The sequence below is a fragment of the Acidithiobacillus sp. genome (genome assembly GCF_023229925.1).
GTDB lineage: Bacteria > Pseudomonadota > Gammaproteobacteria > Acidithiobacillales > Acidithiobacillaceae > Acidithiobacillus.
Genome location: NZ_JALNYM010000003.1, coordinates 1 through 24,911, shown reverse-complemented (window position 1 = coordinate 24,911; position 24,911 = coordinate 1). Strand labels below are relative to the sequence as shown.

The 24,911-nt window shown below is 57.6% G+C and carries 28 protein-coding genes; 7 read left to right on the top strand and 21 right to left on the bottom strand.

Translation table 11 applies throughout. The features are described 5' to 3' along the window. The first annotated feature begins 27 nt into the window (after positions 1–27). From hisA to tatC, 6 genes are all read left to right on the top strand, one after another. On the top strand, positions 28–756 hold the full coding sequence (gene hisA, locus M0P56_RS10105; protein ID WP_291509903.1) for a 1-(5-phosphoribosyl)-5-[(5-phosphoribosylamino)methylideneamino]imidazole-4-carboxamide isomerase: 729 nt from the start codon (positions 28–30) through the stop codon (positions 754–756). A 4-nt stretch (positions 757–760) separates the two neighbouring features. Next, on the top strand, positions 761–1,522 hold the full coding sequence (gene hisF, locus M0P56_RS10100) for an imidazole glycerol phosphate synthase subunit HisF (protein WP_291509902.1): 762 nt from the start codon (positions 761–763) through the stop codon (positions 1,520–1,522). A 77-nt stretch (positions 1,523–1,599) separates the two neighbouring features. Next, on the top strand, positions 1,600–2,298 hold the full coding sequence (gene hisIE, locus M0P56_RS10095; protein ID WP_291509901.1) for a bifunctional phosphoribosyl-AMP cyclohydrolase/phosphoribosyl-ATP diphosphatase HisIE: 699 nt from the start codon (positions 1,600–1,602) through the stop codon (positions 2,296–2,298). A gap of 75 nt (positions 2,299–2,373) precedes the next feature. Continuing rightward, positions 2,374–2,592 carry a Sec-independent protein translocase subunit TatA gene (tatA, locus tag M0P56_RS10090; protein ID WP_291509900.1) on the top strand — a complete coding sequence of 73 codons (219 nt, stop codon included), beginning with the start codon at positions 2,374–2,376 and terminating at the stop codon, positions 2,590–2,592. Between the two features lie 6 nt (positions 2,593–2,598). Next, positions 2,599–2,970 carry a Sec-independent protein translocase protein TatB gene (tatB, locus tag M0P56_RS10085; RefSeq protein ID WP_291509899.1) on the top strand — a complete coding sequence of 124 codons (372 nt, stop codon included), beginning with the start codon at positions 2,599–2,601 and terminating at the stop codon, positions 2,968–2,970. Positions 2,971–3,120: 150 nt separating this feature from the next. Then, a complete protein-coding gene (gene tatC / locus M0P56_RS10080; RefSeq protein WP_291509898.1) occupies positions 3,121–3,957 on the top strand; it encodes a twin-arginine translocase subunit TatC in 837 nt (278 codons plus the stop codon). A 71-nt stretch (positions 3,958–4,028) separates the two neighbouring features. Here the strand turns inward: tatC and M0P56_RS10075 are convergent, their stop codons facing one another. The 21 genes from M0P56_RS10075 to M0P56_RS09975 form a co-directional block, all read right to left on the bottom strand. Next, positions 4,029–5,303 carry a dihydroorotase family protein gene (locus tag M0P56_RS10075; RefSeq protein ID WP_291509897.1) on the bottom strand — a complete coding sequence of 425 codons (1,275 nt, stop codon included), beginning with the start codon at positions 5,301–5,303 and terminating at the stop codon, positions 4,029–4,031. A 5-nt stretch (positions 5,304–5,308) separates the two neighbouring features. Then, complete coding sequence (locus tag M0P56_RS10070) at positions 5,309–6,295, bottom strand: aspartate carbamoyltransferase catalytic subunit (protein WP_291509896.1); 987 nt, start codon at positions 6,293–6,295, stop codon at positions 5,309–5,311. Then, positions 6,292–6,798: a bifunctional pyr operon transcriptional regulator/uracil phosphoribosyltransferase PyrR gene (gene pyrR, locus M0P56_RS10065; protein ID WP_291509895.1), complete on the bottom strand. Its 507-nt coding sequence runs from the start codon at positions 6,796–6,798 to the stop codon at positions 6,292–6,294. The genes M0P56_RS10070 and pyrR overlap by 4 nt, the downstream gene beginning before the upstream one ends. Continuing rightward, the gene (gene ruvX / locus M0P56_RS10060; RefSeq protein WP_291509894.1) at positions 6,795–7,226 is read right to left on the bottom strand and encodes a Holliday junction resolvase RuvX; all 432 of its coding nucleotides are present in this window, start codon (positions 7,224–7,226) and stop codon (positions 6,795–6,797) included. The genes pyrR and ruvX overlap by 4 nt, the downstream gene beginning before the upstream one ends. Further along, positions 7,219–7,776 (bottom strand): YqgE/AlgH family protein, encoded by a 558-nt coding sequence (locus M0P56_RS10055; RefSeq protein ID WP_291509893.1) that lies wholly within the window; start codon positions 7,774–7,776, stop codon positions 7,219–7,221. The genes ruvX and M0P56_RS10055 overlap by 8 nt, the downstream gene beginning before the upstream one ends. Before the next feature lie 69 nt (positions 7,777–7,845). Beyond that, positions 7,846–8,784, bottom strand: a complete 939-nt coding sequence (gene gshB / locus M0P56_RS10050; protein ID WP_291509892.1) for a glutathione synthase — start codon at positions 8,782–8,784, stop codon at positions 7,846–7,848. Further along, positions 8,781–10,091, bottom strand: a complete 1,311-nt coding sequence (gshA, locus tag M0P56_RS10045; RefSeq protein WP_291509891.1) for a glutamate--cysteine ligase — start codon at positions 10,089–10,091, stop codon at positions 8,781–8,783. The genes gshB and gshA overlap by 4 nt, the downstream gene beginning before the upstream one ends. Positions 10,092–10,100: 9 nt before the next feature. Beyond that, a complete protein-coding gene (locus tag M0P56_RS10040; protein ID WP_291509890.1) occupies positions 10,101–11,261 on the bottom strand; it encodes a citrate synthase in 1,161 nt (386 codons plus the stop codon). A 194-nt stretch (positions 11,262–11,455) separates the two neighbouring features. Continuing rightward, positions 11,456–11,806, bottom strand: coding sequence for an iron-sulfur cluster insertion protein ErpA (gene erpA / locus M0P56_RS10035; RefSeq protein ID WP_291510158.1), 351 nt, complete (start codon positions 11,804–11,806; stop codon positions 11,456–11,458). 125 nt (positions 11,807–11,931) lie between these two features. After that, a complete protein-coding gene (locus M0P56_RS10030; protein ID WP_291509889.1) occupies positions 11,932–12,405 on the bottom strand; it encodes a phosphate-starvation-inducible PsiE family protein in 474 nt (157 codons plus the stop codon). A gap of 1 nt (position 12,406) precedes the next feature. Beyond that, positions 12,407–15,043 (bottom strand): FAD-dependent oxidoreductase, encoded by a 2,637-nt coding sequence (locus tag M0P56_RS10025; RefSeq protein ID WP_291509888.1) that lies wholly within the window; start codon positions 15,041–15,043, stop codon positions 12,407–12,409. A gap of 97 nt (positions 15,044–15,140) precedes the next feature. Further along, a complete protein-coding gene (locus M0P56_RS10020) occupies positions 15,141–16,121 on the bottom strand; it encodes an alpha-ketoacid dehydrogenase subunit beta (protein WP_291509887.1) in 981 nt (326 codons plus the stop codon). Further along, entirely contained in the window at positions 16,114–17,094 is a 981-nt protein-coding gene (pdhA, locus tag M0P56_RS10015; RefSeq protein ID WP_291509886.1) for a pyruvate dehydrogenase (acetyl-transferring) E1 component subunit alpha, read from the bottom strand. The genes M0P56_RS10020 and pdhA overlap by 8 nt, the downstream gene beginning before the upstream one ends. 533 nt (positions 17,095–17,627) lie before the next feature. Further along, the gene (locus tag M0P56_RS10010; RefSeq protein WP_291509885.1) at positions 17,628–18,827 is read right to left on the bottom strand and encodes an outer membrane beta-barrel protein; all 1,200 of its coding nucleotides are present in this window, start codon (positions 18,825–18,827) and stop codon (positions 17,628–17,630) included. A 304-nt stretch (positions 18,828–19,131) separates the two neighbouring features. After that, positions 19,132–19,401, bottom strand: coding sequence for a hypothetical protein (locus M0P56_RS10005; RefSeq protein WP_291509884.1), 270 nt, complete (start codon positions 19,399–19,401; stop codon positions 19,132–19,134). A 63-nt stretch (positions 19,402–19,464) separates the two neighbouring features. Next, the gene (locus tag M0P56_RS10000; RefSeq protein WP_291509883.1) at positions 19,465–19,767 is read right to left on the bottom strand and encodes a hypothetical protein; all 303 of its coding nucleotides are present in this window, start codon (positions 19,765–19,767) and stop codon (positions 19,465–19,467) included. 269 nt (positions 19,768–20,036) lie between these two features. Further along, the gene (gene argC, locus M0P56_RS09995) at positions 20,037–21,071 is read right to left on the bottom strand and encodes an N-acetyl-gamma-glutamyl-phosphate reductase (RefSeq protein WP_291509882.1); all 1,035 of its coding nucleotides are present in this window, start codon (positions 21,069–21,071) and stop codon (positions 20,037–20,039) included. A gap of 75 nt (positions 21,072–21,146) precedes the next feature. Then, positions 21,147–21,533: a 30S ribosomal protein S9 gene (rpsI, locus tag M0P56_RS09990; protein ID WP_291509881.1), complete on the bottom strand. Its 387-nt coding sequence runs from the start codon at positions 21,531–21,533 to the stop codon at positions 21,147–21,149. A 12-nt stretch (positions 21,534–21,545) separates the two neighbouring features. Next, complete coding sequence (rplM, locus tag M0P56_RS09985; protein ID WP_366110091.1) at positions 21,546–21,974, bottom strand: 50S ribosomal protein L13; 429 nt, start codon at positions 21,972–21,974, stop codon at positions 21,546–21,548. A 388-nt stretch (positions 21,975–22,362) separates the two neighbouring features. Then, positions 22,363–22,575: a DUF2892 domain-containing protein gene (locus tag M0P56_RS09980; protein WP_291509879.1), complete on the bottom strand. Its 213-nt coding sequence runs from the start codon at positions 22,573–22,575 to the stop codon at positions 22,363–22,365. 94 nt (positions 22,576–22,669) lie between these two features. After that, a complete protein-coding gene (locus tag M0P56_RS09975; protein ID WP_291509878.1) occupies positions 22,670–23,269 on the bottom strand; it encodes a nitroreductase family protein in 600 nt (199 codons plus the stop codon). 296 nt (positions 23,270–23,565) lie between these two features. Here M0P56_RS09975 and M0P56_RS09970 point away from each other — a divergent pair, with 296 nt between their 5' ends. Continuing rightward, the gene (locus tag M0P56_RS09970) at positions 23,566–24,744 is read left to right on the top strand and encodes an NAD(P)/FAD-dependent oxidoreductase (protein ID WP_291509877.1); all 1,179 of its coding nucleotides are present in this window, start codon (positions 23,566–23,568) and stop codon (positions 24,742–24,744) included. Positions 24,745–24,911: the final 167 nt, after the last annotated feature.

The window sequence follows — 24,911 nt, the reverse complement described above, 5'->3', positions numbered from 1 at the left end:
GAATAACTTTGTGGGGAGGAAGTTGTCATGCTGTTGATTCCAGCCATCGACCTCAAGGGCGGGAACTGTGTGCGCTTACGGCAGGGCCGGATGGAAGACAACACGGTTTTCTCGGATAATCCGGTCGCCACCGCGCAACGCTGGGTGGAAGCAGGCGCCAAACGCCTGCACATCGTCGATCTCGACGGTGCCGTGCAGGGAGAACCAGTAAATGCACAGGCCATTGCCGCCATCTGCGCGCGCTTCCCTGACCTCGAAATCCAGGTCGGCGGCGGCATCCGCAGCGAAGAGCAGATTGAAACCTACATCCAGGCAGGCGTTCGTTATGTGATCATCGGCACCCAGGCAGTTAAATCCCCCGGCTTCGTCGCCGATGCCGCAGTGAGTTTCCCCGGCCACATCATGGTGGGCATTGATGCCCGCGACGGCAAAGTCGCCACTGAAGGCTGGTCCAAACTTTCCCGCCACGATCCTATTGACCTCGCCCGGCACTTCGCCGCCGACGGCATTGAAGCCATCATCTACACCGATATCAGCCGCGATGGCATGCTCAGCGGCCCTAATATTCCGGCGACAGTCGCACTGGCTCAGGCCGTGCCAGTACCAGTCATCGCCTCGGGCGGCATCGCCAATCTGGAGCAGGTGCTGGCGCTCAAGGCCTACGAGGGCGACGGCGTCACCGGCGCCATTACCGGCCGCGCCATTTATGAAGGGACCCTGGACTTTACCCAGGCCCGCGCCCAGGCCGAGGCCTAAGCAAATGCTCGCCAAGCGAATCATACCCTGCCTGGATATCGACCACGGTCGTGTGGTGAAAGGCGTCCAGTTTGTGGCCCTGCGCGATGCTGGCGATCCGGTAGAAGCGGCCAAACGCTACAACGATGAGGGTGCCGACGAAATTACCTTTCTCGACATCTCCGCTAGTTATGAAGAACGCGGTACCCTTGCCGATATGGTGTCTGCCGTAGCGGCCCAGGTCTTCATTCCCCTGACGGTAGGCGGCGGGGTACGTTGTGTCGAAGATATCCGCACCCTGCTCCTCGCCGGTGCCGACAAGGTCAGCATCAACAGCGCTGCCGTGCATGAACCGGAACTGGTGCGCGCCGCCGCCCAACGTTTCGGCAACTCCTGCATCGTCGTCGCCATTGACGCCAAGCGGGTGGACGACCACTGGGAAGTCTTCACCCACGGCGGCCGACGCAGTACCGGCCTGGATGTGGTGGCTTGGGCGCAGCAAATGGCCAAATATGGCGCTGGCGAAATCCTGCTCACCAGCATGGACCGAGACGGTACGGGGATCGGTTTTGATCTCGCCCTCACCCGCGCCGTCAGTGATGCCGTGCCAGTACCCGTGATTGCCTCGGGTGGTGTCGGAGAAATTCAGCACTTCGCCGAAGGTGTCCAGCAGGGTCATGCCGATGCGGTGTTAGCCGCCAGCGTCTTCCATTTCGGCCAGTTTCGTATCTCCGAGGTCAAGGCGCAGATGGCTGCCGCGGGGATTCCAGTGCGCGGAACCCGCTAAAGCGCGCAGTCCATCTGTCATGGCGTAACCTGCGTATTACTGAATAGACAGACATCAACGAGGGGTTTCTGACCATCATGAGTGAACCGAAAGGGCAGCACGCCGCCATATTAGCCGCCGTGCGCTGGAATGCAGATGGCCTGGTGCCTGCCGTCGCTCAGGATGCCCGCAGCGGCCAGGTACTGATGCTGGCATGGATGAATGCCGACGCATTGCTGGCGACGCTCCGCGATGGCATGGGCACCTACTGGTCGCGCTCCCGACAGGCCCTCTGGCGTAAAGGCGAGACCTCTGGTCATATTCAACATCTAGTGGATCTGCGTCTCGACTGCGACGGCGACACCGTTCTCCTGCGTGTCATTCAGGAAGGTCCGGCCTGCCACACCGGGGAGCAAACCTGCTTCTTCCTCGGCCAACCCGACGAGCGGGGTTGGCAGAATCAGGCCCCACCCCCCGGCAGTATCCTTGATAGTTTACAGGCCACGTTGCACAGCCGGCGGGCGGCTGACCCCGGCCAATCCTACGTGGCACAATTGCTCCATGAGGGCCAGGATCGGATATTAAAAAAGGTCGGCGAAGAAGCTACCGAATTCGTCATCGCTTGCAAGAACCATGAGAAAAAACAGATTATTGCAGAATCTGCCGACCTCCTCTTTCACCTGATGGTGGCCTTGGAGGAACAGGAATTATGTATTGGTGATGTCCTCGGGGAACTGGCACGACGTGAGGGGATTTCCGGACTGGAAGAGAAGGCGACACGACGTCCACAAGCTTGACGCAACCGGCTTATTTTCCTATGGTTGGAGAATTCGTTGTAGCGTGTAAACCCCTGCGGGGGAAGGAGAGCAGTCATGGGCGCTTTTAGTATCTGGCATCTGGTCATCATTCTACTAATCGTGGTTGCGCTGTTTGGCACCGCGAAGCTGCGTAACGTGGGTTCAGACCTGGGCTCTGCCATCAAGAGCTTCCGCTCCGCCGTCAAGGAGGAGGAAGAAAAGAAGGAAAGCATCGGCCACACTATTGATGCCGGTGTCCAGCCCAGCAAAGAACACGAAGCCGTTAACCGCTGACCGCTTATGTTTGACTTCAGCTTTGGCGAGCTCGCGCTACTCGGGATTATTGCGCTGCTCGTGGTCGGGCCAGAGAAAATGCCCGAGCTCGCGCGCACGGCGGGGAGATGGTACGGCGCCATGCGGCGTACCATGACCGGCCTGCGCTCTGAAGTCGAGCAACAGTTGCTGCTGGACGATCTGCGTCAGGAAGCCAACAAGCTGCGCGACTATGCCAAAGAGGAGTTGCTGCCTGCCGATATCATCGCGTCAGACACCCTGAAAACGGGTGGAGAGAAGCCCGAAGTGAAAGAAGAGCATAGGCAGGGTGAACTCGACATTATGTCGGCAACGGTACCACATGCGGACCTTCCAGGGCCGGAAGACCGCGTGCATTGATTTCGAGCCTGATGCGCGCCTGATGCGCTGGCAGAAGTTCGCCACTATTATACCGACACACTACAGCCTGGGCCTCCACCAAGTATTTTACCGCTTACCCATTATCAAATTCACTCATACCTCGATACCGCCTAAGGATATTTTTTAAGCATGGATAAGTTGGCGGAGAACACTTTTATCGGCCATTTGCTGGAATTGCGCCGCCGCGTATTATTTGCAGTGATCTCTATTTTCGCCGGTTTTTTGGTTTCTTATCCCTTCTCCAAAACGATTTATAATATTCTGGCTGCCCCACTCATTGATGTACTACCAAAGGGCAGCCACTTAATTTACACCAGTTTACCCGAAGTATTTTTGACTTATGTGCAGCTTTCCTTGCTATCCGGCTTTGTTCTGGCATTACCCGTCGTACTCTACCAATTCTGGGCCTTCATAGCGCCGGGCCTTTATGAGCATGAGCGCAAGGCCTTTTTTCCGCTAATTTTTGCCTCCATTTTCCTGTTCATCGGCGGGATGCTGTTTGCCTACTTTATCGTATTCCCCAATGCCTTCCACTTTTTCGTGAGTTTTTCGGGCGGTGATATTACCGCCATGCCCAAAGTCGATAGTTATCTCTCGCTCATCGTCAAATTCTCGCTCGCCTTCGGCCTGGCCTTCCAAATCCCCATTCTCATTGTGGTACTGGTACGCATCGGGGTACTTCAGGTGGCTACACTGCGTCGCAGCCGCCGCTATGCCTTCCTGATCTGTGCCATCGCCTCGGCAGTACTTAGTCCTCCCGATGTATTATCCATGGTCATGCTCCTCATTCCTATGTACATGCTCTTTGAAGTCGGACTGTTCTTCGCGGCACGTTTACCCGCAGTCAGGTCCGCAGATGAAGATACCGCTGATGACGCGGTAGAGTCCTCGCGCAGCGCTGCTGACGAGATGGATGCTGCTGAGGAGAGTTTCAGAAGTAGGGATGAGGACAAACCGAAGATATGACGGACACGCAATGAGCCATAATAACACCTGGAGATCACATGAGTATTGATTTGCTTCAGTGAGCGTTACCCTCACCCCCGGAAAACCACTCGTCCCTCCACCAGCGTATAGCGCACCTGCCCGCGCAACTCCCACTGCCCGTAGGGAAGATTCCGGCCCCGGCTCCACTGCCGCGCTGGCTCCACGGTGAAATAGGACTCCGGATCGAAGATACAGAGGTCAGCGGCGGCGCCGACCGCCAGGGATGGCGTCGGCAAACCAAGGGCCTGGACCGGGCCGACACTCAGCAGGCTCAGCACCGTCATCAAATCCACCACCCCTTCATCCACCAGCCGCAGCGCCAGGGGCAGGAGCCATTCCACGGCAGCGATGCCGAATGGCGCCTGGGAAAAGGTCATGCCTTCGCGGTCCACGCCCCAGGGGCTGTGATCACTACTGATGGCCGTTATAACGCCGGTAGCCAGCGCATGGCGCAGGGCATCGCGCTCTGCAGTGGAGCGCAAGGGCGGCAGAATCTTGGCATGGAGGTTGAAAAATCCAACCTCCTGCTCGGTGAGCAACAGGTGATGGATACTCACCCCACAAGTCACCGGTTCACCACGCTGCCGGGCCGCTGCAACCTCGGCCACCGCCGCGGCGGTACTCAAATGCGGAAAATGGATGGGGCAGTCGCTGAGCGCGGCAATGGCGATATCCCGCTGCACACCGATCTGCTCCGCTGCCGCCGGGCGTCCGGTCAGGCCTAAGCGGACGCTCAGACGGCCTTCATGCATCACCCCATGGGCCGCCAACTCTGGCTCTTCGCCATGGAGTAATACGGGCAAACCCAAATCCGCCGCATAGCTCAGCGCCAGCCGCAACAAGGCCGCACTGGGTACGGGCTCTTTGGCCTGACCAAAGGCAATGGCGCCGGCCTCTGCCAAACTCGCCATCTCGGTCAGCGCCGCACCCTGAAGCTGGGTGGTAAGGGCACCGGACAGATGCACCTTGGCCAAGGCCAGACGATCCGCCAGGACACGCTGCTCCTGTAAAACGGCCGGGGTATCCGCCATGGGTTGGGTATCCGGCCGCAGCAAAACCTGAGTCACGCCACCGGCCACCGCCGCGCATAATTCACTGGCGAGATCACCATCCCGGCCGTGACCGGGCGTGTGCGCCTGAAAAGAGGTTTCGACGAAACCGGGGCAGGCGATCAAGCCACTGCCATCCAGCACCTCTTCTGCAGCAAAGTCAGGAGGCAGGGGTCCCCGCGCGACAATCCGGCCGTCGGCTATGGCCAGATCGGTGACCGTGTCAAAGCCATCGCCGGGGTCCATGACCCGAATATTGCGTATGATTCTGTGCATGGTCCTCACTCCCCGCCCGCCGCGCCAGCGAGGATGGTGAGCACCGCCATCCGCACCGCCAGACCATGGGCTACCTGTTGGAGAATCACTGACTGAGCACCATCGGCCACCTCCGAGGCGATTTCCACCCCGCGGTTCATGGGCCCCGGATGCAGCACCAGCGCGCCGGGTTCTGCCCACTGCAAGCGCTCCGGGGTCAGCCCGAAGCGGCGATGAAATTCATCGAGACTGGGCAGACGGTGCGACTCCATGCGCTCCCGTTGCAGGCGCAGGGCGCAAATCACATCCACCCCGCGCAAACCGGCCTGCAGATCGTGGTAGACATGCACCCCCAGCGCCGAGAGTTCTTCGGGCACCAGGGTACGCGGGCCGATGACGCGAATTTCCGGGCAGCCGAGAATGGACAAGGCATGAATCTGCGAGCGCGCCACCCGCGAATGGAGCAGATCACCGACAATGGCCACCACCCGGTCTTCAATCGGCCCCGCCAGACGGCGGATGGTGAACACATCCAGCAGGGCCTGGGTGGGATGGGCGTGCTGACCGTCACCGGCATTCACTACCAGCGCCGAGTCGCCGAGATGGCGCGCGACCAGATGAGCGGCTCCCGCCTCAGGATGGCGGATGACAAAACCATCCACCTGCATGGCCATCAGATTATTGACCGTATCCATGAGAGATTCGCCCTTGCTGGCACTACTGGTGCTGACGGCGATATTCAGCACATCCGCCGAGAGGCGCTTGGCGGCCAGTTCAAAGGTGCTGCGGGTCCGCGTGCTGTTCTCAAAAAAGAGATTGACGATGGTGCGGCCACGCAAGGTGGGGGTCTTTTTGACACTGCGGTGGGCAATACTGAGGAAAGACTCCGCCGTATCGAGAATCTGCAGTAATTCGCGCTCCCGGAGCCCTTCGGTACTGAGCAGATGACGCAGACGACCCTGGACGTCGTATTGCGGATTTCCTTCGCCAAAACGAAAGGTGGCTGCGCTCATGGCTGCGGCCTCCGCTGCTCCATTTCCAGACGCAAGGGGTCGGGGCCACGCAGTTTGATGTGCTCGCCGGCTGTGGCATTCAGGCGTAGCGCCGCGACATCGGCGGCCACTGGCAGCTCGTGCCCGCCGCGATCTACCAGTACTGCCAAAAGGATGCGGGCCGGTCGCCCATAGTCGAAAATTTCATTCATAGCGGCGCGCACGGTGCGGCCAGTGTAGAGGACATCGTCCACCAAAATGATATCGCGGCCATCTACGTCGAAGGGGATATCCGAGGCGCGCACCTGCGGATGCAGGCCGATCTGGCTGAAGTCGTCGCGATAAAAAGAGATATCCACTTGCCCCAGGGGTTGTTGCAAACCAAGTGCGGCATGCAGGGTACGCGCCAGCCAGACGCCGCCGGTAAAAATACCGATCATCGCCGCCTGCTCCGGATCAATGCGGGGGCGCAGATCACGCGCCATAACCTCCAACAGTGCGCTCACATCCCAGTCGGTCGTCATGCGTCTCCTCCAGCGTTATGAAAGGTCCACAGAATCTCGCAGGCAGCAGCCTGATCCAGCAAGCGGCTCCGTTTTTTTTCAGAAAAAGTGCGATCTTTCAGAACTAGCTCGGCGGCGTGGCTGCTCAGGCGCTCATCCACCCAATGGATAGGCAGGGAAAAGCGGCTCTGCAAACTTTCCGCGAATTTGCGTACCCGGCCCACCATGAACCCCTCGCTGCCATCCATGTGCAGGGGCAGCCCCAGCACCAGCGCGCGAGGTCGCCATTCTTTGAGAATACGTGCAAAGCCATCCCAATCCGGGCCACTCTCGCCATTGCGCAGGGTGGCGACCCCTTGCGGGGCCAACCCCGACTCCCCCAAAACTGCAATCCCGATCCGGCGTTCACCGAAGTCTATCCCGAGCAGCGGCCCGCTCCGCTCAGGCATGACCCGCCGCACCGCTGAGCAGGCGCATGTCCACCCCCAGCAAGCGCGCCGCGGCCTGCCAACGCTCACTGGCGGGCAGATCGAAAATCACCGCCATATCCAAGGGGCCGTGTAACCAGGCGTTGTCCTGCAGCTCCGCTTCCAACTGCTGCGCGCCCCAGCCAGCATAGCCCAAGGTCAGCAGATAACGCTGCGGCTCTTCGTGCTGGGCAATGGCCTGCAGAATATCCGGCGAACTGGTCAGCGCCAGATCGTCATTGACCTCCAGACTGGAAAGCCATTCGCCCCGCGGCGAATGCAGAATAAATCCATGCTGAGGCTGGATCGGTCCACCCCAATACACTGGGCGATGGATCATTTCTTCAGAGGGCTGGATGTCTACCGCCCGCAGGGCATCGGACATATTGATGTCCACCAGCCGGTTGATAACCACGCCCATGGCGCCTTCGGCATTGTGCTCGCAAACCACAATCACGGTGCGGTCGAAAACGCCGTCGTGCAGCGCGGGCATGGCAATGAGCAGATGGTTTTTGAGGGAAGAAAAGGTCATAAGTCCTATGATACGTGTTTTAGCCCAAAAACGGCAGGTGCCCATGACCGGTCACGTTGACCTGGTGCATCACCGCCCCCGCTCGAGACGCTGCCAGAGCAGATCCGCCGCGTCGACCCCGAAGAATCGCCTGATCTCCCTCGCCCCGGTTGGACTGGTCACATTGATCTCCGTCACATACCCGCCGATCACATCCAGACCGACAAAAAGCAGACCCGCGGCACGCAAGGCCGGGCCTATCGCCGCGCAGATATCCCGATCGCGGGCATTAAGCTCCGCTGGCACCCCGGTTGCGCCCGCCACCAGATTACCGCGAAAATCCGTGGCCGAAGGCACCCGCAGCAAGGCACCCGGCAGCGGAACGCCATCCACCAGGAGAATCCGTTTATCGCCCTCGCGGATCTCGGGGAGGTAGCGCTGCGCCATCACATAATGCTCGCCCCAGCCCGTCACCGTCTCCAAAATACTGCCGACGTTGCGGTCCTGCAGGTGCAGATAGAACACCCCTTCGCCACCACGCGCCGATAGCGGTTTGACGACAATTTCGCCGTGTTCAGCGAGAAAGGCCCGTAAATCCCCGAGATCGCGACTCACCAGCAAGGGCGGCAGAAACTCGGGGAAATGCAGGGCATAGAGCTTTTCATTGGCATTGCGCAGACTGATCGGATCGTTGACCACCCAGGTACCTGCGTGCTCCAGCAGGTAGCAGGCCGTAAGATATTCCAGACCCACGGGCGGGTCCTTACGCATGAGGACCACATCCATGTCGGCGAGGGGACGTTCTTCTGTCTCACCCAGCGTGTAGTAATCTCCCACGTCATCGCGCACGACGACGGTACGTAATCGCCCCCAGGAACGCCCATCCCGCAGAAACAGGTCAGACAGGGTAAACACCCGGCATTGGTGCCCGCGTGCCTGAGCCGCCAGCAGCATGGCGAAGGTCGTATCTTTAGCCGGTTTGATCCCGGCGATGGAGTCCATAAGTATGGCGGCCTGGAGCGCGCTCATTGGCCGGTCTCCTGCACATCTTGCATCTGCCAGTCCGCCATCTCCCGCGCTGCGGCCACCAGCGCCAGGCGCGCGATGACGCCATAGGCGTAATAGCGGTTCACCGGTGCATCGGGCGGTGATTTCCGGCAAGGAACCACACAGGTCTGGCCAAAGGCCATGGGCTCAAAATGCGCTCCAGGGGCATTGAGGTTCTCATCGCGCCCGCGCTCGGTATGCACCCGGTAGAAGCCACCCAGCACCTGCTGACCGACCATATACACCACAGGCTCCGCCACCGCCTCCTGGGCAGTTTGCTCAAAGGTATACACGCCTTCCTGAATAAAAACATCACTCACTGGCAGGCCCTCTTTACTCTTGGCCATGCGGGTCCGCTCCTTGCGATTGAGATCCAGAAACTCCTCACCCGAATAGGCGGTCATGATTCCCATACCATAGGTACCAGCGTCTGCTTTCACGATGACAAAAGGGCGCTGACGAATACCATAGTGGCCGTAACGCTCGCGGGTAATCGCCAGCACTGCGTCTACATTAGCAACCAAACATTCGCGGCCTTCGGAACGCATAAAATCAATGCCCTGACAGCGACGAAAAACAGGATCAATCAGCCAGGGATCGATATCGATCACCTCCGCCAGCTCCTGTGCTGCAGAGCGATAGTGAGCAAAATGCTGAGACTTGCGCCTATTGCGCCAGCCCGCGGCAAGGGGCGGTAAAATAGGCTGCTCAAGGTGCTGCAGCATTTCTGGAACACCACCTGACAGGTCATTATTCAGCAAAACCAACTGTGCATCGAAACCGGCGGTCGAAATCCGTCCCCCCTCTCGTCGCAGCGGTTCCAGGAGCAGTTGGTTGCCCGAAGGCAGATCATGGGTCGTGCGCTCTTCCAGAATCAGCGAACCCACCCGCACTTCGAGACCAGAGAGTTCCAGCAACTCGCGCAGCCGTGCCACATTCTCCAGATAAAAGAGATTACGGGTGTGATTTTCCGGGATCAGCAGCACCCGCTCCAGACCTGGGTAATACTGATTGAGAAAATGCTGGATCGCCGCCACATAGAGCGACGAAAACTCCGGATTGAGGTTATTAAATCCCGCCGAAAACAGATTGGTGTCCACGGGTGCCAGCTTGAAACCGGCGTTGCGCAAGTCCACAGAGGCGTAGAAAGGCGGCGGCGTCCGCTGCCATTGCCCCCGAAACCAGCGCTCAATCGTGGATTGCTCGGCGATCAGGTGGCGCTCGATATCCAGCAACGCCTCCACCCGATCCGTGGCCAGGAAAGGGATATCCCGCAAAACTTCTGTCATACATTTTTCCTAAAGTCGTTGCGCAATAGGAACATAGCTTTTACCTTGTTCCCCTGTATACACCTGTGTAGGCCGGAAAATCCGGTTGTTCGCCAGTTGCTCCCGCCAATGAGCCAGCCAACCCGCAGAACGCGCCATCGCAAAAATAGGCGTAAAAAGGTCCGCTTTGATGCCCATCTCGTGATACAGCACACCCGAATAGAAATCCACGTTGGCATGTATGCCCTTGGGACCGAGTCGCTCCGTAGCCTGGCGCTCCACCTCCATGGCGATTTCAAAAAGACGACTGTGGCGCAAATGACGGTGGCTGGCCAGATCTTCCATCATCTCCTTGAGAATCGCAGCGCGCGGATCGCGGGTCTTATAGACACGATGCCCAAAACCCCAGATCTTCTCCTTGTTAGCCATTTTCGCATCGAGGTAGGCACCCACCCGTTGGGCAGAACCGATTTCTTCCAGCATTTCCACTACCTTCTGATTGGCGCCGCCGTGCAGGGGGCCGGCCAGAGTGCCAACGGCCCCACCGATAACATGGTAGGGATTGGTCAGGGTAGAACCGGTCACCAGCACCGAGAAGGTACTGGCATTGATGGTGTGCTCGGCGTGCAGAATCAGGCAGGAGTCAAGGATTTTGGCGAGGGCCGAATCCGGGTCACGACCCGACAACATATACAGAAAGTTAGCCGCGTGACCAAGGTCAGGACGTGGTGCAATGGGGTCGTTGCCAAAACGCATTTGCTCCCACATGGCAACGATGGTGGGCATACGGGCAATAATCCGCATCGCCATGGCATCCAGATGAGGCGTATTTTCACGCTCGGCATCAGAGAGTTCCTGCTGCGGGTAGAACATGCCCAGACTGGCTACGGCACAGTGCAGCATATCCATGGGGTGTCCGGTCACGGGCATGAACTTCATGATTTCCCGGACATTGTATTTGACTTGGCGGTGTGTGCGCAGCCCGTGATCGAATTGTCCCAGATCAGCGGCACTCGGCAGGGCACCGTCCAGCAGCAAAAGTGCTACTTCCTCGAAGCTGCTGTGTGCCACAAGATCCGCAATGGCAAAACCACGGTAACTCAGTAAACCAGCGACACCGTCAATGTTGGAAATGCTGGAGTGGGTTGCAGCCACACCCTCCAGACCTGGCGCAAAGTTCGGTTCCGCCATACAGAACTCCTTTTATCATTCTGATGATTGACTGCCCGGACCTTCGGCGGCCCCCGCCAGCCAGGGCACTGCTTACGGGCAGCATCCTGCACAAAGGCTTTCGGACGACAGCCGCCAGACCATCATAACCTGCCCGTAAAATAAAAGGGAGGCCGTCAGCCTCCCCTTGGGGGCATTTCCATACCAGTCGGCGATCAGGCCGAGAAGGAAGATCCGCACCCGCAGGTGGTCGTTGCGTTGGGATTTTTAATGACGAATTGTGCGCCTTCCAATCCCTCGCTATAGTCAATCTCTGCGCCGACCAGATACTGATAACTCATGGGATCAACCAGCAGGCTCACACCGAACTGATGCACTTCCGTATCGCCTTCATTCATATTCTCATCGAAAGTAAAGCCATATTGAAAACCGGAACAGCCACCACCTGTCACAAAAACACGCAGCTTCAGGTCTTCAGAACCCTCTTCTTCGATCAGCGAGGCAATCTTGTCCGCCGCATTTTGCGTCAGGGTCATAACCGGGGGGATGGAATCCAGATTGGTCATTGTTTCTGTTGCTGTGCTCATTATGCATCGCTCCATGCGCCGCAGCGCTTCATTCAGTGGATACCCGAGTATTTTGCTCGCTTTTACGCACAGGCGTCAAGCCGCACCACAGACCGCGTAAACACTCACTCTGCGCTGGAATGTCCGGGGGCAAAGTATACTGCTGCAATACGCGCACCGATCAGCACCGCCAGCAGCGCCGCTGTCGAAAGCAAATCCAAAGAACCCATACGGTGGGCGTAAAGTCCGATGAATAGCTCGCGCAACACGAAAACAATAGCCACTTCCGAGAGCACACGCAAACGTATCCGGTGAAATTCGAGATAATCCGTGAAAGTGCGGAAAAGTTCGATCAGCACAAAAACGGAGAGCACATCCGCCACCAGGCCTTGTATCGCCTGCTCCTGACGGAAGGCCAAGGCCGTGTCATAGACATCCCACATCAGCCCGATTACGGCGGCGAGCAGTGTGATCAACATGATAAAAATCAGGACGATAACAATGAGATCGAGCATTTTCTCGTAAAACCGCAGAATTTTGCCGCGCGCTCCACTGAGCAGCACGCCAGGAATTAGCTCCTGCGGGTCTCCATCTGTCAAATCAGCCCGCCCCTTTTGCGGAGCGGCGCAGGCGGGACAACAAACGTCGCGCCATTTCGCCGAAGAGCTCGGTCTGCGTTGGATGGGGATGAATGGCTTCAGCCACCTGCTCCAGAGTCAGACCGGTGCTCACCATCAGGACCGCCTCACCCACCAGCGTATCGGCATGATCGGCCAGGAAGTGTACACCGACAATGCGATGGCTGGCCTTGTCGGCGACAATTTTGATCAGACCATCGGTCTCGCCAGTCATCATCGCCTTGGCATCAATGCTCAGGGGTACCTTGACCTCGACCGCATCAATGCCTGCGGCCCTCGCTTGCTCCAGGGATAAGCCGACAAAGGCGCACTGGGGCCGCGTGAAAGTCACACCGCTGTCTTTAGCCGCATCATAGCGAGCGCTATGCCCCAGCAAGTTAGCCGCCGCAACTCGTCCTTGTTTGCCCGCCGTGTGGGCCAGCATGTAACCGCCGATGACGTCACCCACGGCATAAATATGAGGCACATTGCTCTGCCCGGTCGCGCTCACCGCAATGGCGGCCCGTTCATCGAGCGTTACGCCAGCCGCTGCGAGGTTCAAACCGCTGGTGTCCGGGCGCTTGCCCGTCGCCACCAGCAGCAGATCACAAGCATAGGTCGCCGCCTCTTCACCTACCTGATAACGGATCTCCAACTGGCCGGTCTGCCCAGCGACATCCAATACTTTGACGCCAGTCAACACCTGCAGGCGTGGGCTGTTGTGGGCGAGGGCCTTCATCAATTGTTCCGCGACCTCCTTTTCCATCTCCGCCACCGGTCGGGGCAAGGCTTCCAGCACCCGCACTTCGGCGCCGAAGTCATGGAACATCTGCGCCATCTCCATCCCTATGGCTCCGGCACCGATGACACAGAGGCACTTGGGGGGCTGTTGCAGGTCCCAGACCGTATCAGAAGTCACGGCGGCGCCCTTCTTTAACGCCTCCTGGATACCGGGAATCGGCGGCACAAAGGCAGGAGCCCCCGTAGCAATGACACAAGCACCAAAAGTCAGAGTCCGCGCATCTTTACCGCTAATTTCGACACTATGCGCGTCGGTGAAGCGGGCGTAGCCCTCCAGCACCTGAATCTTCATGCCCTGATCAGTTTTCAGCGCCATTTCCCCGCGCGTCTGGAGAATGCCACGTCGATGCTGCTCCAGTTGCCCCCAGTCCAACTTCGGAGTGCCGAGAGTAAGTCCCATGGCGGCATCGTGCTCACGGTCACGAATACGGTCCGCAGCGGCGCGCCAAGCCTTAGAAGGGATACAACCGCGCCAGAGGCACTCGCCACCGGGCAGCGGTGCGTTATTAACCATAGCCACCTTGATGCCATTCTCCACCAGTTCGCGGGCGCAATCTTCACCGCCGGGGCCTGCGCCGATGACCAGCACCTGCACGTCATAATCCCCTTCGGGAATCACCGGCCCGGTGCTGCCCAGCCATGCTTCAGGATGCTCAATCGCCTGCTTCAGTTCTTTGAGAAACAGAGCCGCCTCAGCGCCGTTCACCACCCGATGATCCGCAGTAATGGTGATAGGCATACCCTCGGGGCCATTCCCGGCGATAGCAATGATGGCCGCCGTGCCCGGAGTGACGATAGCATCGAACTGGGCGATGCCGTACATGCCCATATTGGAGATCGTAAAAGTCGGGTTCGTATATTCAGGCGGACTCAGACGACGTTTGCGCGCCTTCTCTACCAGAGGAGTCCATTCTGCTTGCAACTGGTCAAGGCCTTTGCCTTCCACACCACGTAGCACCGGCACCACCAACCCGCCATCCTCCGTGGTTGCCGCAATGCCGATGTCATGCTGGCTACGTTCGACAATCTTATCTGCGGGCTGATAAGCGGAATTCACCAAGGGATGCTTACTCAGCGCCTGCGAAGCGGCCTTGGCAATAGCTACAGTAACAGAGACTTTGTGCGCCTTGGCGGCGCGAATCAATGCCTCGGGTTTGGCCTGCACGGTAACATGAAAAACGGGGATACTCAGAGAAGCGACCATCGCCTGACTGATTGCCTTTTCGATGGCCGTCATGGCGCGGCCATTGCCAGGCACCGCCGGCTCCGTAGGACGTGCGGGCGCGACCGGTGTCGCATCGCCGCCAGCCGCAAGGACGTCGGCAGCGACAATCACCCCTCCCGGACCCGTGCCGCGCAAGCCGTTGATATCCACCCCTTGCTGGCCCGCCAATTGCCGAGCGAAGGGGCTGGCCGCGCCCTGCCGCGGACGTGCCGCCGGATATGCATCCGATACCAGAGCAGGAGGCATGGCAGCGGCTACGGCGGACATAGGGATTGCTGTCGGTGCAGCAGAACTGGTTTGGCTTGCCGTACTGGTGCTGGATACAGCGCTTTCGTGGCGCACCTGATCCGGCGACTCCACCAGCCAAGCGATAGGCTCGCCAACCGGTACCACCACATCTGCCGCCACCAACGGACCGGAAAGGTAACCTGCACGAAAGACTTCCACGTCCATGATGGCCTTATCAGTTTCCACCGTCGCCACCACGTCACCGCGCTCCACCCGCGCACCCACGGGCTTCTCCCAAGAAACGAGAACACCTTCGGTCATGGTGTCGGAAAGTTGCGGCATCTTGATGACGTAAGGTTCAGCCATGTTTCACCATTATTGAGTCAACCCGAGATTGAGAGGGAAGTCGTGACACCATCCGAAGAATACGCCACGGTCAACCACTAGAACAGTCGCCGGAACCTTATCGGCCCAGCATCTTCCGCACAGCGGCGACCACATCCCCGGCATTGGGGATCGCCGCCTTTTCTAAACGGCGATTATAAGGAATGGGCACATCCAAGGCATGCACCCGCACCGGCGCGGCATCCAGATCGAAGAAGCATTCCTCATTGAGGATCGCAATCACCTCAGAACCCACGCCCACCGGGGCTTCGTCTTCTTCGACCACAATGGCTCGATGGGTCTTGTGCACGCTGGCCGCGATACCGGCGCGATCCATGGGTTTGAGTGCTCGCAGATTGATGACTTCAGCATCAATGCCATGCTCCTCTGCCAGTTTCTGTGCCGCATCCAGCGCCCAGTGCACACTAATATTGTAGGCAAAAATGCTGATATCCTCACCCGAACGCATCACTTCTACCCCTTCCAGCGGAGTGAAGAATTCCTCGTCCGGTATCTCGCCCTTGAGGTTATACATGCTCTCGTGCTCAATGATCACCACCGGGTCATCGCAACGCACGGCGCTTTTCAACAGACCATAAGCGTCGCTCGGGGTTGCCGGGGTTACCACCCGCAGACCGGAGATACCCATGAAGACTTTCTCCATGCGCGCCGAATGCTGGGCGCCCAACTGGTGCGCCGTGCCCCCCGGCACCCGCATCACGAAGGGGCAACGGATACGACCACCAGACATGTAATGGATTTTCGCCGCATTATTCATGAGCTGATCCATCGCCAACCAGGCAAAATTGACGCTCATAATTTCGACGATAGGACGAGCCCCGACCATGGCGGCGCCCACACCGATGCCGGTGTAGCTATTTTCGGAGATGGGAGTGTCGATCACCCGTTGCTCGCCGTACTTGGCAAAAAGGCCGCTGGTTGCCTTGTAGGTACCACCAGCGACGCCGATATCCTCACCCATGGCAAAAACCAGAGGGTCCCGCGCCATTTCTTCATCGTGGGCACGCAGGATACCCTGCCAATACATCATTTCAGCCATGGCTGCTGTCTCCTTCTGTATACACATAACGGGCGACGTCTTCGACGCGCGGCTCCGGGCTCTCGGCGGCGAAACGCACGATCTCATCTTCGATCTCGTCCAGAATGGCCTTGTCCATAGCGTGGAACTCGTCCTCCCTGACTACCCCGGCCTCCACCAGACGGCGCTTATAGATACCGATAGGATCGCGCTGTGCCCATTCCTCCACCTCTTCTTTGGAGCGGTAAGCACCAGAATCCGACATGGAATGACCACGCAGACGGTAGGTCATCAACTCCAGAAAGTAGGGTTTGCGCTGCTCGCGCACATGCTGCACCGCCCTTTCAGCGTGAGCCATGACCACATCAATGTCCTGACCGTCGCACTGCGCTGCTTCAATACCGTAAGGGGCCACACGCTTGTATTGATTGATTTCCACCGTCGAGCGCTCTATGGCTGTACCAATACCATACAGATTGTTTTCGCAGACAAAGAGCACCGGCAGATTCCATAGACTGGCCATGTTCATGGTCTCATGAAAAGTGCCCTGATTATTAGCACCATCGCCCAGGAAGCAGATGGAGATTTCATCACCGCCACGCAACTGGATGGTCTTAGCAAAACCGGCCGCCAGCGGAAAGGGTCCGCCAACCAGCGCGTAGCCACCCATGAAACGCACCTCGGGATCGAAGAGATGCATGGAACCGCCGCGGCCCTTGGAGCAACCCGCTTCTTTGCCGAAGAGTTCGGCCATCAGCGCCTTGGGATCCATCCCCGACTTCAGCGCATGAATGTGGTCGCGATAACCGGTCACCACATAATCCGAACCGGTACGGGCCTTTTCCAGTACGCCGATCGCGCAGGCCTCTTCACCGGGATAGAGGTGCAAAAAACCGCCGATCTGGCGTTCGTGATAGGCCTCCGCGCAACGTTCCTCAAAACGGCGGGCAAAAAGCATTTCACGCAACAGGCGCTTCTGGTCCGTGGCGTTCATGGTCCTCCCAGGCAAAATTATGGACCGCATCGCGGGGATGCAGGTCGCGGGTGAATGTTGAGAGCAAAGTCTTGGGAATGATGGCCCAGGGCACGGCAAAACGTCAAGAGTGCTCGTAAATAAAGCACCATCGCGCCCGCAGGGACGGTCTCAAACTAAAATTTGACTCAGTTTATAACAGGGAGGAAATATTTGGAATGATGCAAGACACACAAAAAAGGGGCGGGAGGGCCGCCCATGAATATTGCTAGAGGAGGGTACGCAATCAGGACAAGTTCACCATCCTGCACCACATATTAAGCAAAATTAATGCCATCACATCTGCCCGCAAAATCAAGCATATTCACCCGCATCTGGCAACAATTGCCCCAGGATGACGCAAAAGCGTATTGCGTTGGTGCATTATTCACCGATATGGCGCATACGAGGCAAAAAACCCGCCTCCAGGACGCATAAAACCCGCCCAACGTCTGTGGCGGGTTTCTCAGCAAGGCAGCCCCGAAGGGATCGGGGCTATTGTTGGGGGGTGGGATTCAGAACATGAAGCCCGTTTCTAACATGCCGCGAAGCTGGGTAGTGTTGGTGCCATTGGTCCCGATAGTTCCCACCCACCCGTAGGGCTCTGACGCTTTGACATACGACAGATCTGCGCGTGCGAAGAAGCCACCATCCTGATAGGTAGGAGTCAACGTAAACGACCAGGCATGAGAACCAGGACCAAAACCAGTGACACTTCCCGCCGCTCCGCCACCAGACGCTCCACCATTGTCTGCCGCGAGATATTCCACACGACCCGCGAGCGAAACGGTATTGGTAAAGCTATAATCAGCCAACAACGCTGCACCGTAATTGGCGGAACTAGTGTTGATCCTCAAAAAGGGATGCGACGGCGTATACATATACTGAACATAAGGCTCAATCATCCAAGGACCGGATGAGTACTCGTACATCAGCCCATAGATATCACTATCATCCGCACCGTCAACAATGTTAGCGTTGGAGTAGCTGTTGGGCGAGTAACCTGCCGAGTTACCTAAATTGCCGCCTGCGTAAGCGCTTACGGTATTTGAAGAATCAATAGCATAACTGACCAATCCAGTTACCCAGTTAAAACGATTGGAATAATAACCATCGTTCCACGAAACCGAGGCGCTAACGGGACCAGCAGTATAGTTAAACTGTATGCCTCGGCTCACGATGGGTTCAACATTCCACAACAGGCCACGCTGGATATTGATGTTCTGGTAAGTAAAGCCAGATTCCGCACCGATCAACGTCGGCAGCTTACCAATTTCCATAGAGAAATTGGCAGTGGGCGCATATTTGAGATAGGCAACGGGCAATGCACCGAATTCACTACTGACGGTAGAGCCCGTGGATGTGAAGGGAACACTCACTGTTGGGAAGTTGTAAACACCCGCTTGAATGTAAAATTGCAGTGGACCTGTGTTTTTCTGGACGATGACCATACCATTACTGATATCGGTACCGGTGTATTTACCACCGAGCCCAGAGATAGCGGGTGGATTATCCTGGTAAAAAGCCATACCACTGGCAATACCCTGTACATCCAGCTTACCGAGAGGGCCGGCACTAAAGGTCAGGGGGGCGGGCATGGACAGGGGACTGGCCTGAGCCACCCCGGTGATCATAGAAAGGCTCAGGGCGGTGGCGGCCAAAACCGAGCGGTGCAGCAACAGGCGGGAAGATTGGGAAATACGGTTTTGCGACATGACGACTCCTTGAGTTTGTATGAAAAAATCAACCACTGTTGCCAAATAGCAAATAGCATGCCATCAACAACACAAACCAGAAATGCCGCGTTTAATTTTATTATCAATATGTTAATCACTGTTTTTAGCATTCGCCCCTTAAACGCCTGCACCACTACAGGGCGCTACGGAGCGATGCGCACTATGCTGGTGCGACATTTTGTTGTTTTTTTCATATCTAATATTGGCTAGATTGCCAACGTCCAAGCGCAAAAAAGTCCCCACTTCGGCACAGAAGCAGGGGCCTCATACAACAGGTAGCATTTTAATTGCCGTTAAGGGTGCGCTCAATGTCGGGAAGTGCCGCACCCACACCAGCACCAACAGCGCCACCAACCGCTGCGCCGACGGCCGGATTGCCTGCAGCCACAGTGCCAAGAATCGCGCCACCGGCAGCACCAATGGCCCCACCACTCAGAGCACGCTGACCGGTGGGGCTCATATTGGCGCAGCCGTCCAGGGCCACAACACAAACGGCCAGCGCGAGCATCCAACGCCGCCCAACTGAAACAGTACTTACATTTTTCAAGATCATCTGCTGCTCCTATTCATCGTTCTGCCATCGTAGAACGATTAGACCAGAATTCCACCGCGTCATTCAGCGATCCCCATCATCATGCCGCCATCGCCCTGCCCATGGAGGTGGCCCGCGGCGCACCCGGGGGCGAGGGCCATAAACTCTGGCGGGCATCGCTGCCACGTAATAACCCGGTGGTGGTGGAGGTGGGGGCGGCGCGTAGTAGGCTAGTGGATCACCGAGAAACACGCTCAGCCCAGGAACAGCAAGCCCGAGCGATAGATCACCGTCCGCCCAAGCGGAAACGCTAGTCAGACCGCACAGTAGCGCCGCACTGGCGGCAAGTACCAGCTGACGGATGCCGAAAGCCGACGACTTAATCATAATAAACTCCTTGTCTTAGGTAGCGATTTACCCGGATTCAATCATCAGCGGGTTGTCGTGTATCACGCCCTTACCCGAACGCCTGCCAACGTCGGCTTCAGGGCGGACCATATGCTACGCAACATTGATGCCAAGGTCATTTCATATGTTTTTCAATATGTTGCGTTATATTGCTATGGAAAAATGGCTACAGATCCGGAAGCGTATCCGGCGTTATATTTACTTTTCAATGGGTTACATTGTCGCCAATTGCCGAGCGTATTGCGGCCTTATGGCAACAAGGCGATGTGCGCCAACCCCATATCCTCCGGCAGGGAGAACAACCGATTCATATTCTGTACCGCTTGTCCGGCCGCCCCTTTAACCAAATTGTCGATGACCGAGAGAACGACCACCAGCCCCGGCCGCGGCTGGTGGACGGCGATTCGACAAATGTTGGCACCGCGCACCGAACGTGTAGCCGGGCAACTGCCGAAGGACAAGACATCTACAAAGGGCTCACCGGCGTAACGGGTGATGAACAAGTCCTGTAGCGCCGCATCGCTCACGGGCTGGCGCAGCCGCCCGTAAAGGGTAGCGTGGATGCCGCGGATCATGGGCATGAGGTGGGGCGTGAACTGCAGCTCCAGCCGGGTGCCACTGATATCGGAGAGTACAGCCTCAATTTCCGGCCGATGCCTGTGACCGCTGACACCGTAGGCGCTGACGCTATCCGCCGCTTCAGGGAGAATCAGGTCTACCTTAGCGGCACGACCTGCTCCGCTGACGCCAGACTTGCAATCCGCGATCAGCGTATCCTCCCGCAGCAAGCCCTCGGCCAACAGAGGCGCCAAGCCGAGGATGACCGCCGTGGGATAACAGCCTGGATTGGCAATGAGTCGCGCCGCACTAATCTTGGCCCGATAGTACTCCGGTAAGCCATAGCAGGCTTCTGCCAGCGCTTCGGGCGCACGGTGAGACATGCCGTACCACTGAGCAAAGACTTCCGCATCGGGCAAGCGGAAATCGGCACCCAGATCAATGACCCGCACGCCTTTGGCCAAAAGTTCCGGCGCGCCATCCATCGCCACCCCATGAGGCGTTGCGAAAAAGACGACATCGAGCTCACCCAACAGCGCCGGATCGGGCATGGTGTAATACAGGTCGCAGTGACCGCGCAGATTGGGGAAATGCGTATCCACACGCTGCCCGGCCTCAGCACGGGAAGTGATGGCCACCACCTCGACTTCCGGATGCGGCAGCAGCAAACGAAGCAACTCCACCCCGGTATACCCCGTACCACCGACAATACCTGCGCGAATCATGCGTTTCTCCATTTTTGAGTTATAACAGAAAAAGCCGCCCGAAGGCGGCTTGTTTCCCAGTCCGAAGCGCGGTGATTAACGCTTGGAGAACTGGTGACTACGCCGGGCCTTATGCTTGCCGACCTTCTTTCGTTCCACTTCGCGCGCGTCACGGGTGACGAAACCAGCGCTGCGCAAGGGGCGGCGCAAGGCTTCATCATAAACCATGAGGGCGCGGGTGATGCCATGGCGGATCGCTCCGGCCTGACCACTGGCACCACCACCGCTCACATTCACGAGAATGTCGAACTGGCCACCATGACCAGTCAACTCCAAGGGCTGCATGACCACCATGCGCGAGGTCTCCCGGCCAAAGTAGTCTTCCAGGGTGCGCTTGTTGATGACGATCTTGCCAGAGCCACGGCGCAAATACACGCGGGCAGTTGCACTTTTACGCCGACCGGTACCGTAATATTGTTCCATAGAGTCTTCGCCTTAAACGTTCAGGGGCTGCGGCTGCTGCGCCGAATGAGGATGCTCGGAGCCGGTGTAGACCTTGAGCTTCTTGAACATTGCCCGACCCAGCGGATTCTTGGGCAGCATGCCCTTGACCGCGATTTCGATAACCCGCTCTGGATTGGTCTCCATCATCTTTTCAAAGGAGGCACTCTTCAGGTTGCCGACGTAGCCGGTATGATGGTAATAGATTTTGTCTTTGGCCTTGTTGCCGGTGACCGCGATTTTGTCGGCATTGATGACGACAATGTAATCGCCGGTATCGGCATGGGGCGTGTACTCGGGCTTATGCTTGCCACGTAAACGTTTAGCCAGCTCTACAGAAAGGCGGCCCAGGACTTTATCGGTGGCATCCACCACGAACCAGTCTCCTTGCACTTCATGAGACTTGGCAGAATAGGTCTTCATCACAAAACTCCGGCTTCGGGTTTTTCACTGAGGGGCGGGAGATTAGCGATGATGGGGGCAGATGTCAAGGTATTTGCGCACTCGCAGACTGCTACCCAATGAAATTCGTGAGAGTCGAAACTCTGCATTCAAGCAAGGATCACGGGTTGGCCGTGTAAGACGCGCCAAACGTCGACATGATCCGATCCGGGTGCTCGAGATAGAACACCAGGTGCGGCTACCCCTTCGCGGCGTAGCCCGTAAGCCCGGGAGGTCCATCTGTCGCTGATAAAGCTATGTGGGCGGAAATGCAGATCAACCGGACAGAAGCTCTTGACAGGAAAGGCGCGGTCGCCGCCGCGCCTTTCCATGCAGCGCCCTGAAACACCGAGAAATCGTACTTAACGGATTAAGATTTTGCTCGCGGCTTCATCGGGCAAGTCTTGATGCCCAACAAAGTATACAGCGCGCAAAAACCGGTAAACCCGGTAATAAGCGGCACCAAACCCACCAACGCCCACCATTTGTTCGCGCCCGGTAGAAAAACAGCCAGCACTACAATAATGGCCAACCCCACAACCACCCGAATAATCCGATCCGCAGTTCCTTCATTGACAGGCATTCTTAACTCTCCCGCAGGTGGTCCCCTGCTCGGTATAGTGAATTATGAGTATAGAACATGAATACATTTGCCTCCGCGACGATTTGTCCAGGGCTCAAAAATGATCGATAGATACCAGTTTCTCCACAGGTTCCCGGTTACTCGGCCAAGCATTACCTGTACCCTTGCCGATCGCCACCATATAGCCGATGGCAAAGTCTGCCGGCAAACGAATAATCTTTGCCACCGCGTCGAAATCAAAGCCGTCCATGGGACAGGAATCGTAGCCCAATTCCTGCGCCACCAGCATCAGGGTCATGCCAAAAATACCCAGCGTGCGCATCGCCTCATCGCGCGCCGTCTCCGGCTTGCCGCGATAATATTCATCCAGTTTTGGCAACAAAAAGTCCTGCACCATCTGCGGCGATGTCGCCCAGTACCGCTGGGGCTCTTCCTGCCAGGCGTTGAGGTCGGCACACAGCACATAGAGCGCGGAAGCATCTGTCACCTGCGCTTGGCCCCAGGCCACTTCACGAATAGCCACCCGCTGCGCAGGGTCCCGCACGTCTACGATCCGCCAATGCTGAATGTTATATGCACTAGGTGCCAACACCGCTGCCTCCAACAGCGCCTTTCGTGTTTCATCGGACATTTTATGATGTGGATCGAAGGATTTTACGGCACGACGATTTCTTACCGCAGCAATAACTTCCATATCGGTCTCCGTAACATTTCAGCATGGACCTCTATATAAGACCGACCGGTTGGTATTGTCAAGAAGCAGGTATATGGGTCGGCAGGATTGGGGCCCAAAAGCCAACAATTTTCTTTGATAATCTATAAATATTCGTCATCATGGCAAAACAAAAAATGAGCAGAAGGCGAATTTTCTGAACGGCGCCCTTCTGCCGCAAGGATCCGGGACAAATGTTCGAGTCGTATAATCAAGGAAATAAGAAATAATGTGCATCAACGACGATCTATGTCACGCATTGAATCCGCGGTAAACCGGTGAAGGTAGATGTGCTGATCATCGGCGCAGGTGCCGCCGGGCTCATGTGCGCGATCGCCGCTGGCCAGCGCGGGCGGCGCGTGCTGGTGGTCGACCATGCCAACAAAGTTGGTAAGAAAATCCTGATGTCTGGCGGCGGCCACTGCAATTTCACCAACCTCGGGGTAACGCCAGCGCAATACCTCTGCAGCAACCCCCATTTTCCCAAGTCTGCGCTGGCGCGCTATACACCCGCGGACTTCATCGCACTCGTGGAGAAACACGGCATCGCCTTTCACGAAAAGGAACTCGGCCAGTTGTTCTGCGATGGCTCATCCAGGCAGATCGTACAGATGCTGCTGAACGAGTGCGCCGCGGCCGACGTGACGATTGAAACCGGTTACCACATCGACCGCATTCATAAAATAGCTCAGGGCTTCAACCTGCGCACCACGCGCGGCGAGGTGCAGACCGAAGCACTGGTCGTTGCCACCGGTGGCCTCTCCATTCCCAGTATGGGTGCCACAGGTTTTGGCTACGACATCGCCCGCCAGTTTGGTCACGACGTGCTGCCCACCCGCCCGGGATTAGTGCCACTGACGCTGAGTGGCAGCCATCAGGCGCATTATAAGGATCTGGCTGGCGTCACTTTACCGGAAGTGGAAACCAGTGTGGCCAGGCGGAGTTTCCGCGGAGGCCTCCTGTTCACCCATCGTGGGCTCAGCGGTCCCTCTATCCTGCAAATTTCCTCCTTCTGGCAACCTGGAGACCACCTGCATATTGACCTGTTCCCGGACCAGGACGTAGGTGAATGGCTGTTGGAACAGCGCACGGCACGACCACTCGCCGCACTTAAAGCCGTGCTCGGCGACGCGCTGCCGAAACGGCTGGCGCAGCGCCTCTGCGAGCAGTGGTTCGACAGTCGGCCGATGCAGCAATACCGCAGCGCGGAGCTTAGACTGATCGGCAGTCAGCTCAACGCATGGCCCATCACCCCCAGCGGCACCGAAGGCTACCGCACCGCGGAAGTCACGCTGCGCGGCGTCGATACCGACGGGCTATCCTCCAGCACTTTGCAGTCTAAGCTGGTGCCCGGCCTGTATTTCATCGGCGAAGTGGTCGACGTCACCGGCTGGCTCGGCGGCTACAACTTCCAGTGGGCTTGGGCATCAGGACAGGCAGCGGGACAGGTCGTTTAAATTCGCGTATAGGAGGATCCGCGGCATTCCTGCGGATAATCACAAAAAACAACCCCGTCTCAGAGTAGAGAGTCGGGGTTGTTGGGTATAGGTGTCTGGCGGTGACCGACTTTCGCGGAGGGAGGCCCTCAACTATCATAGGCGCTGCAGCGTTTCACGGTCCTGTT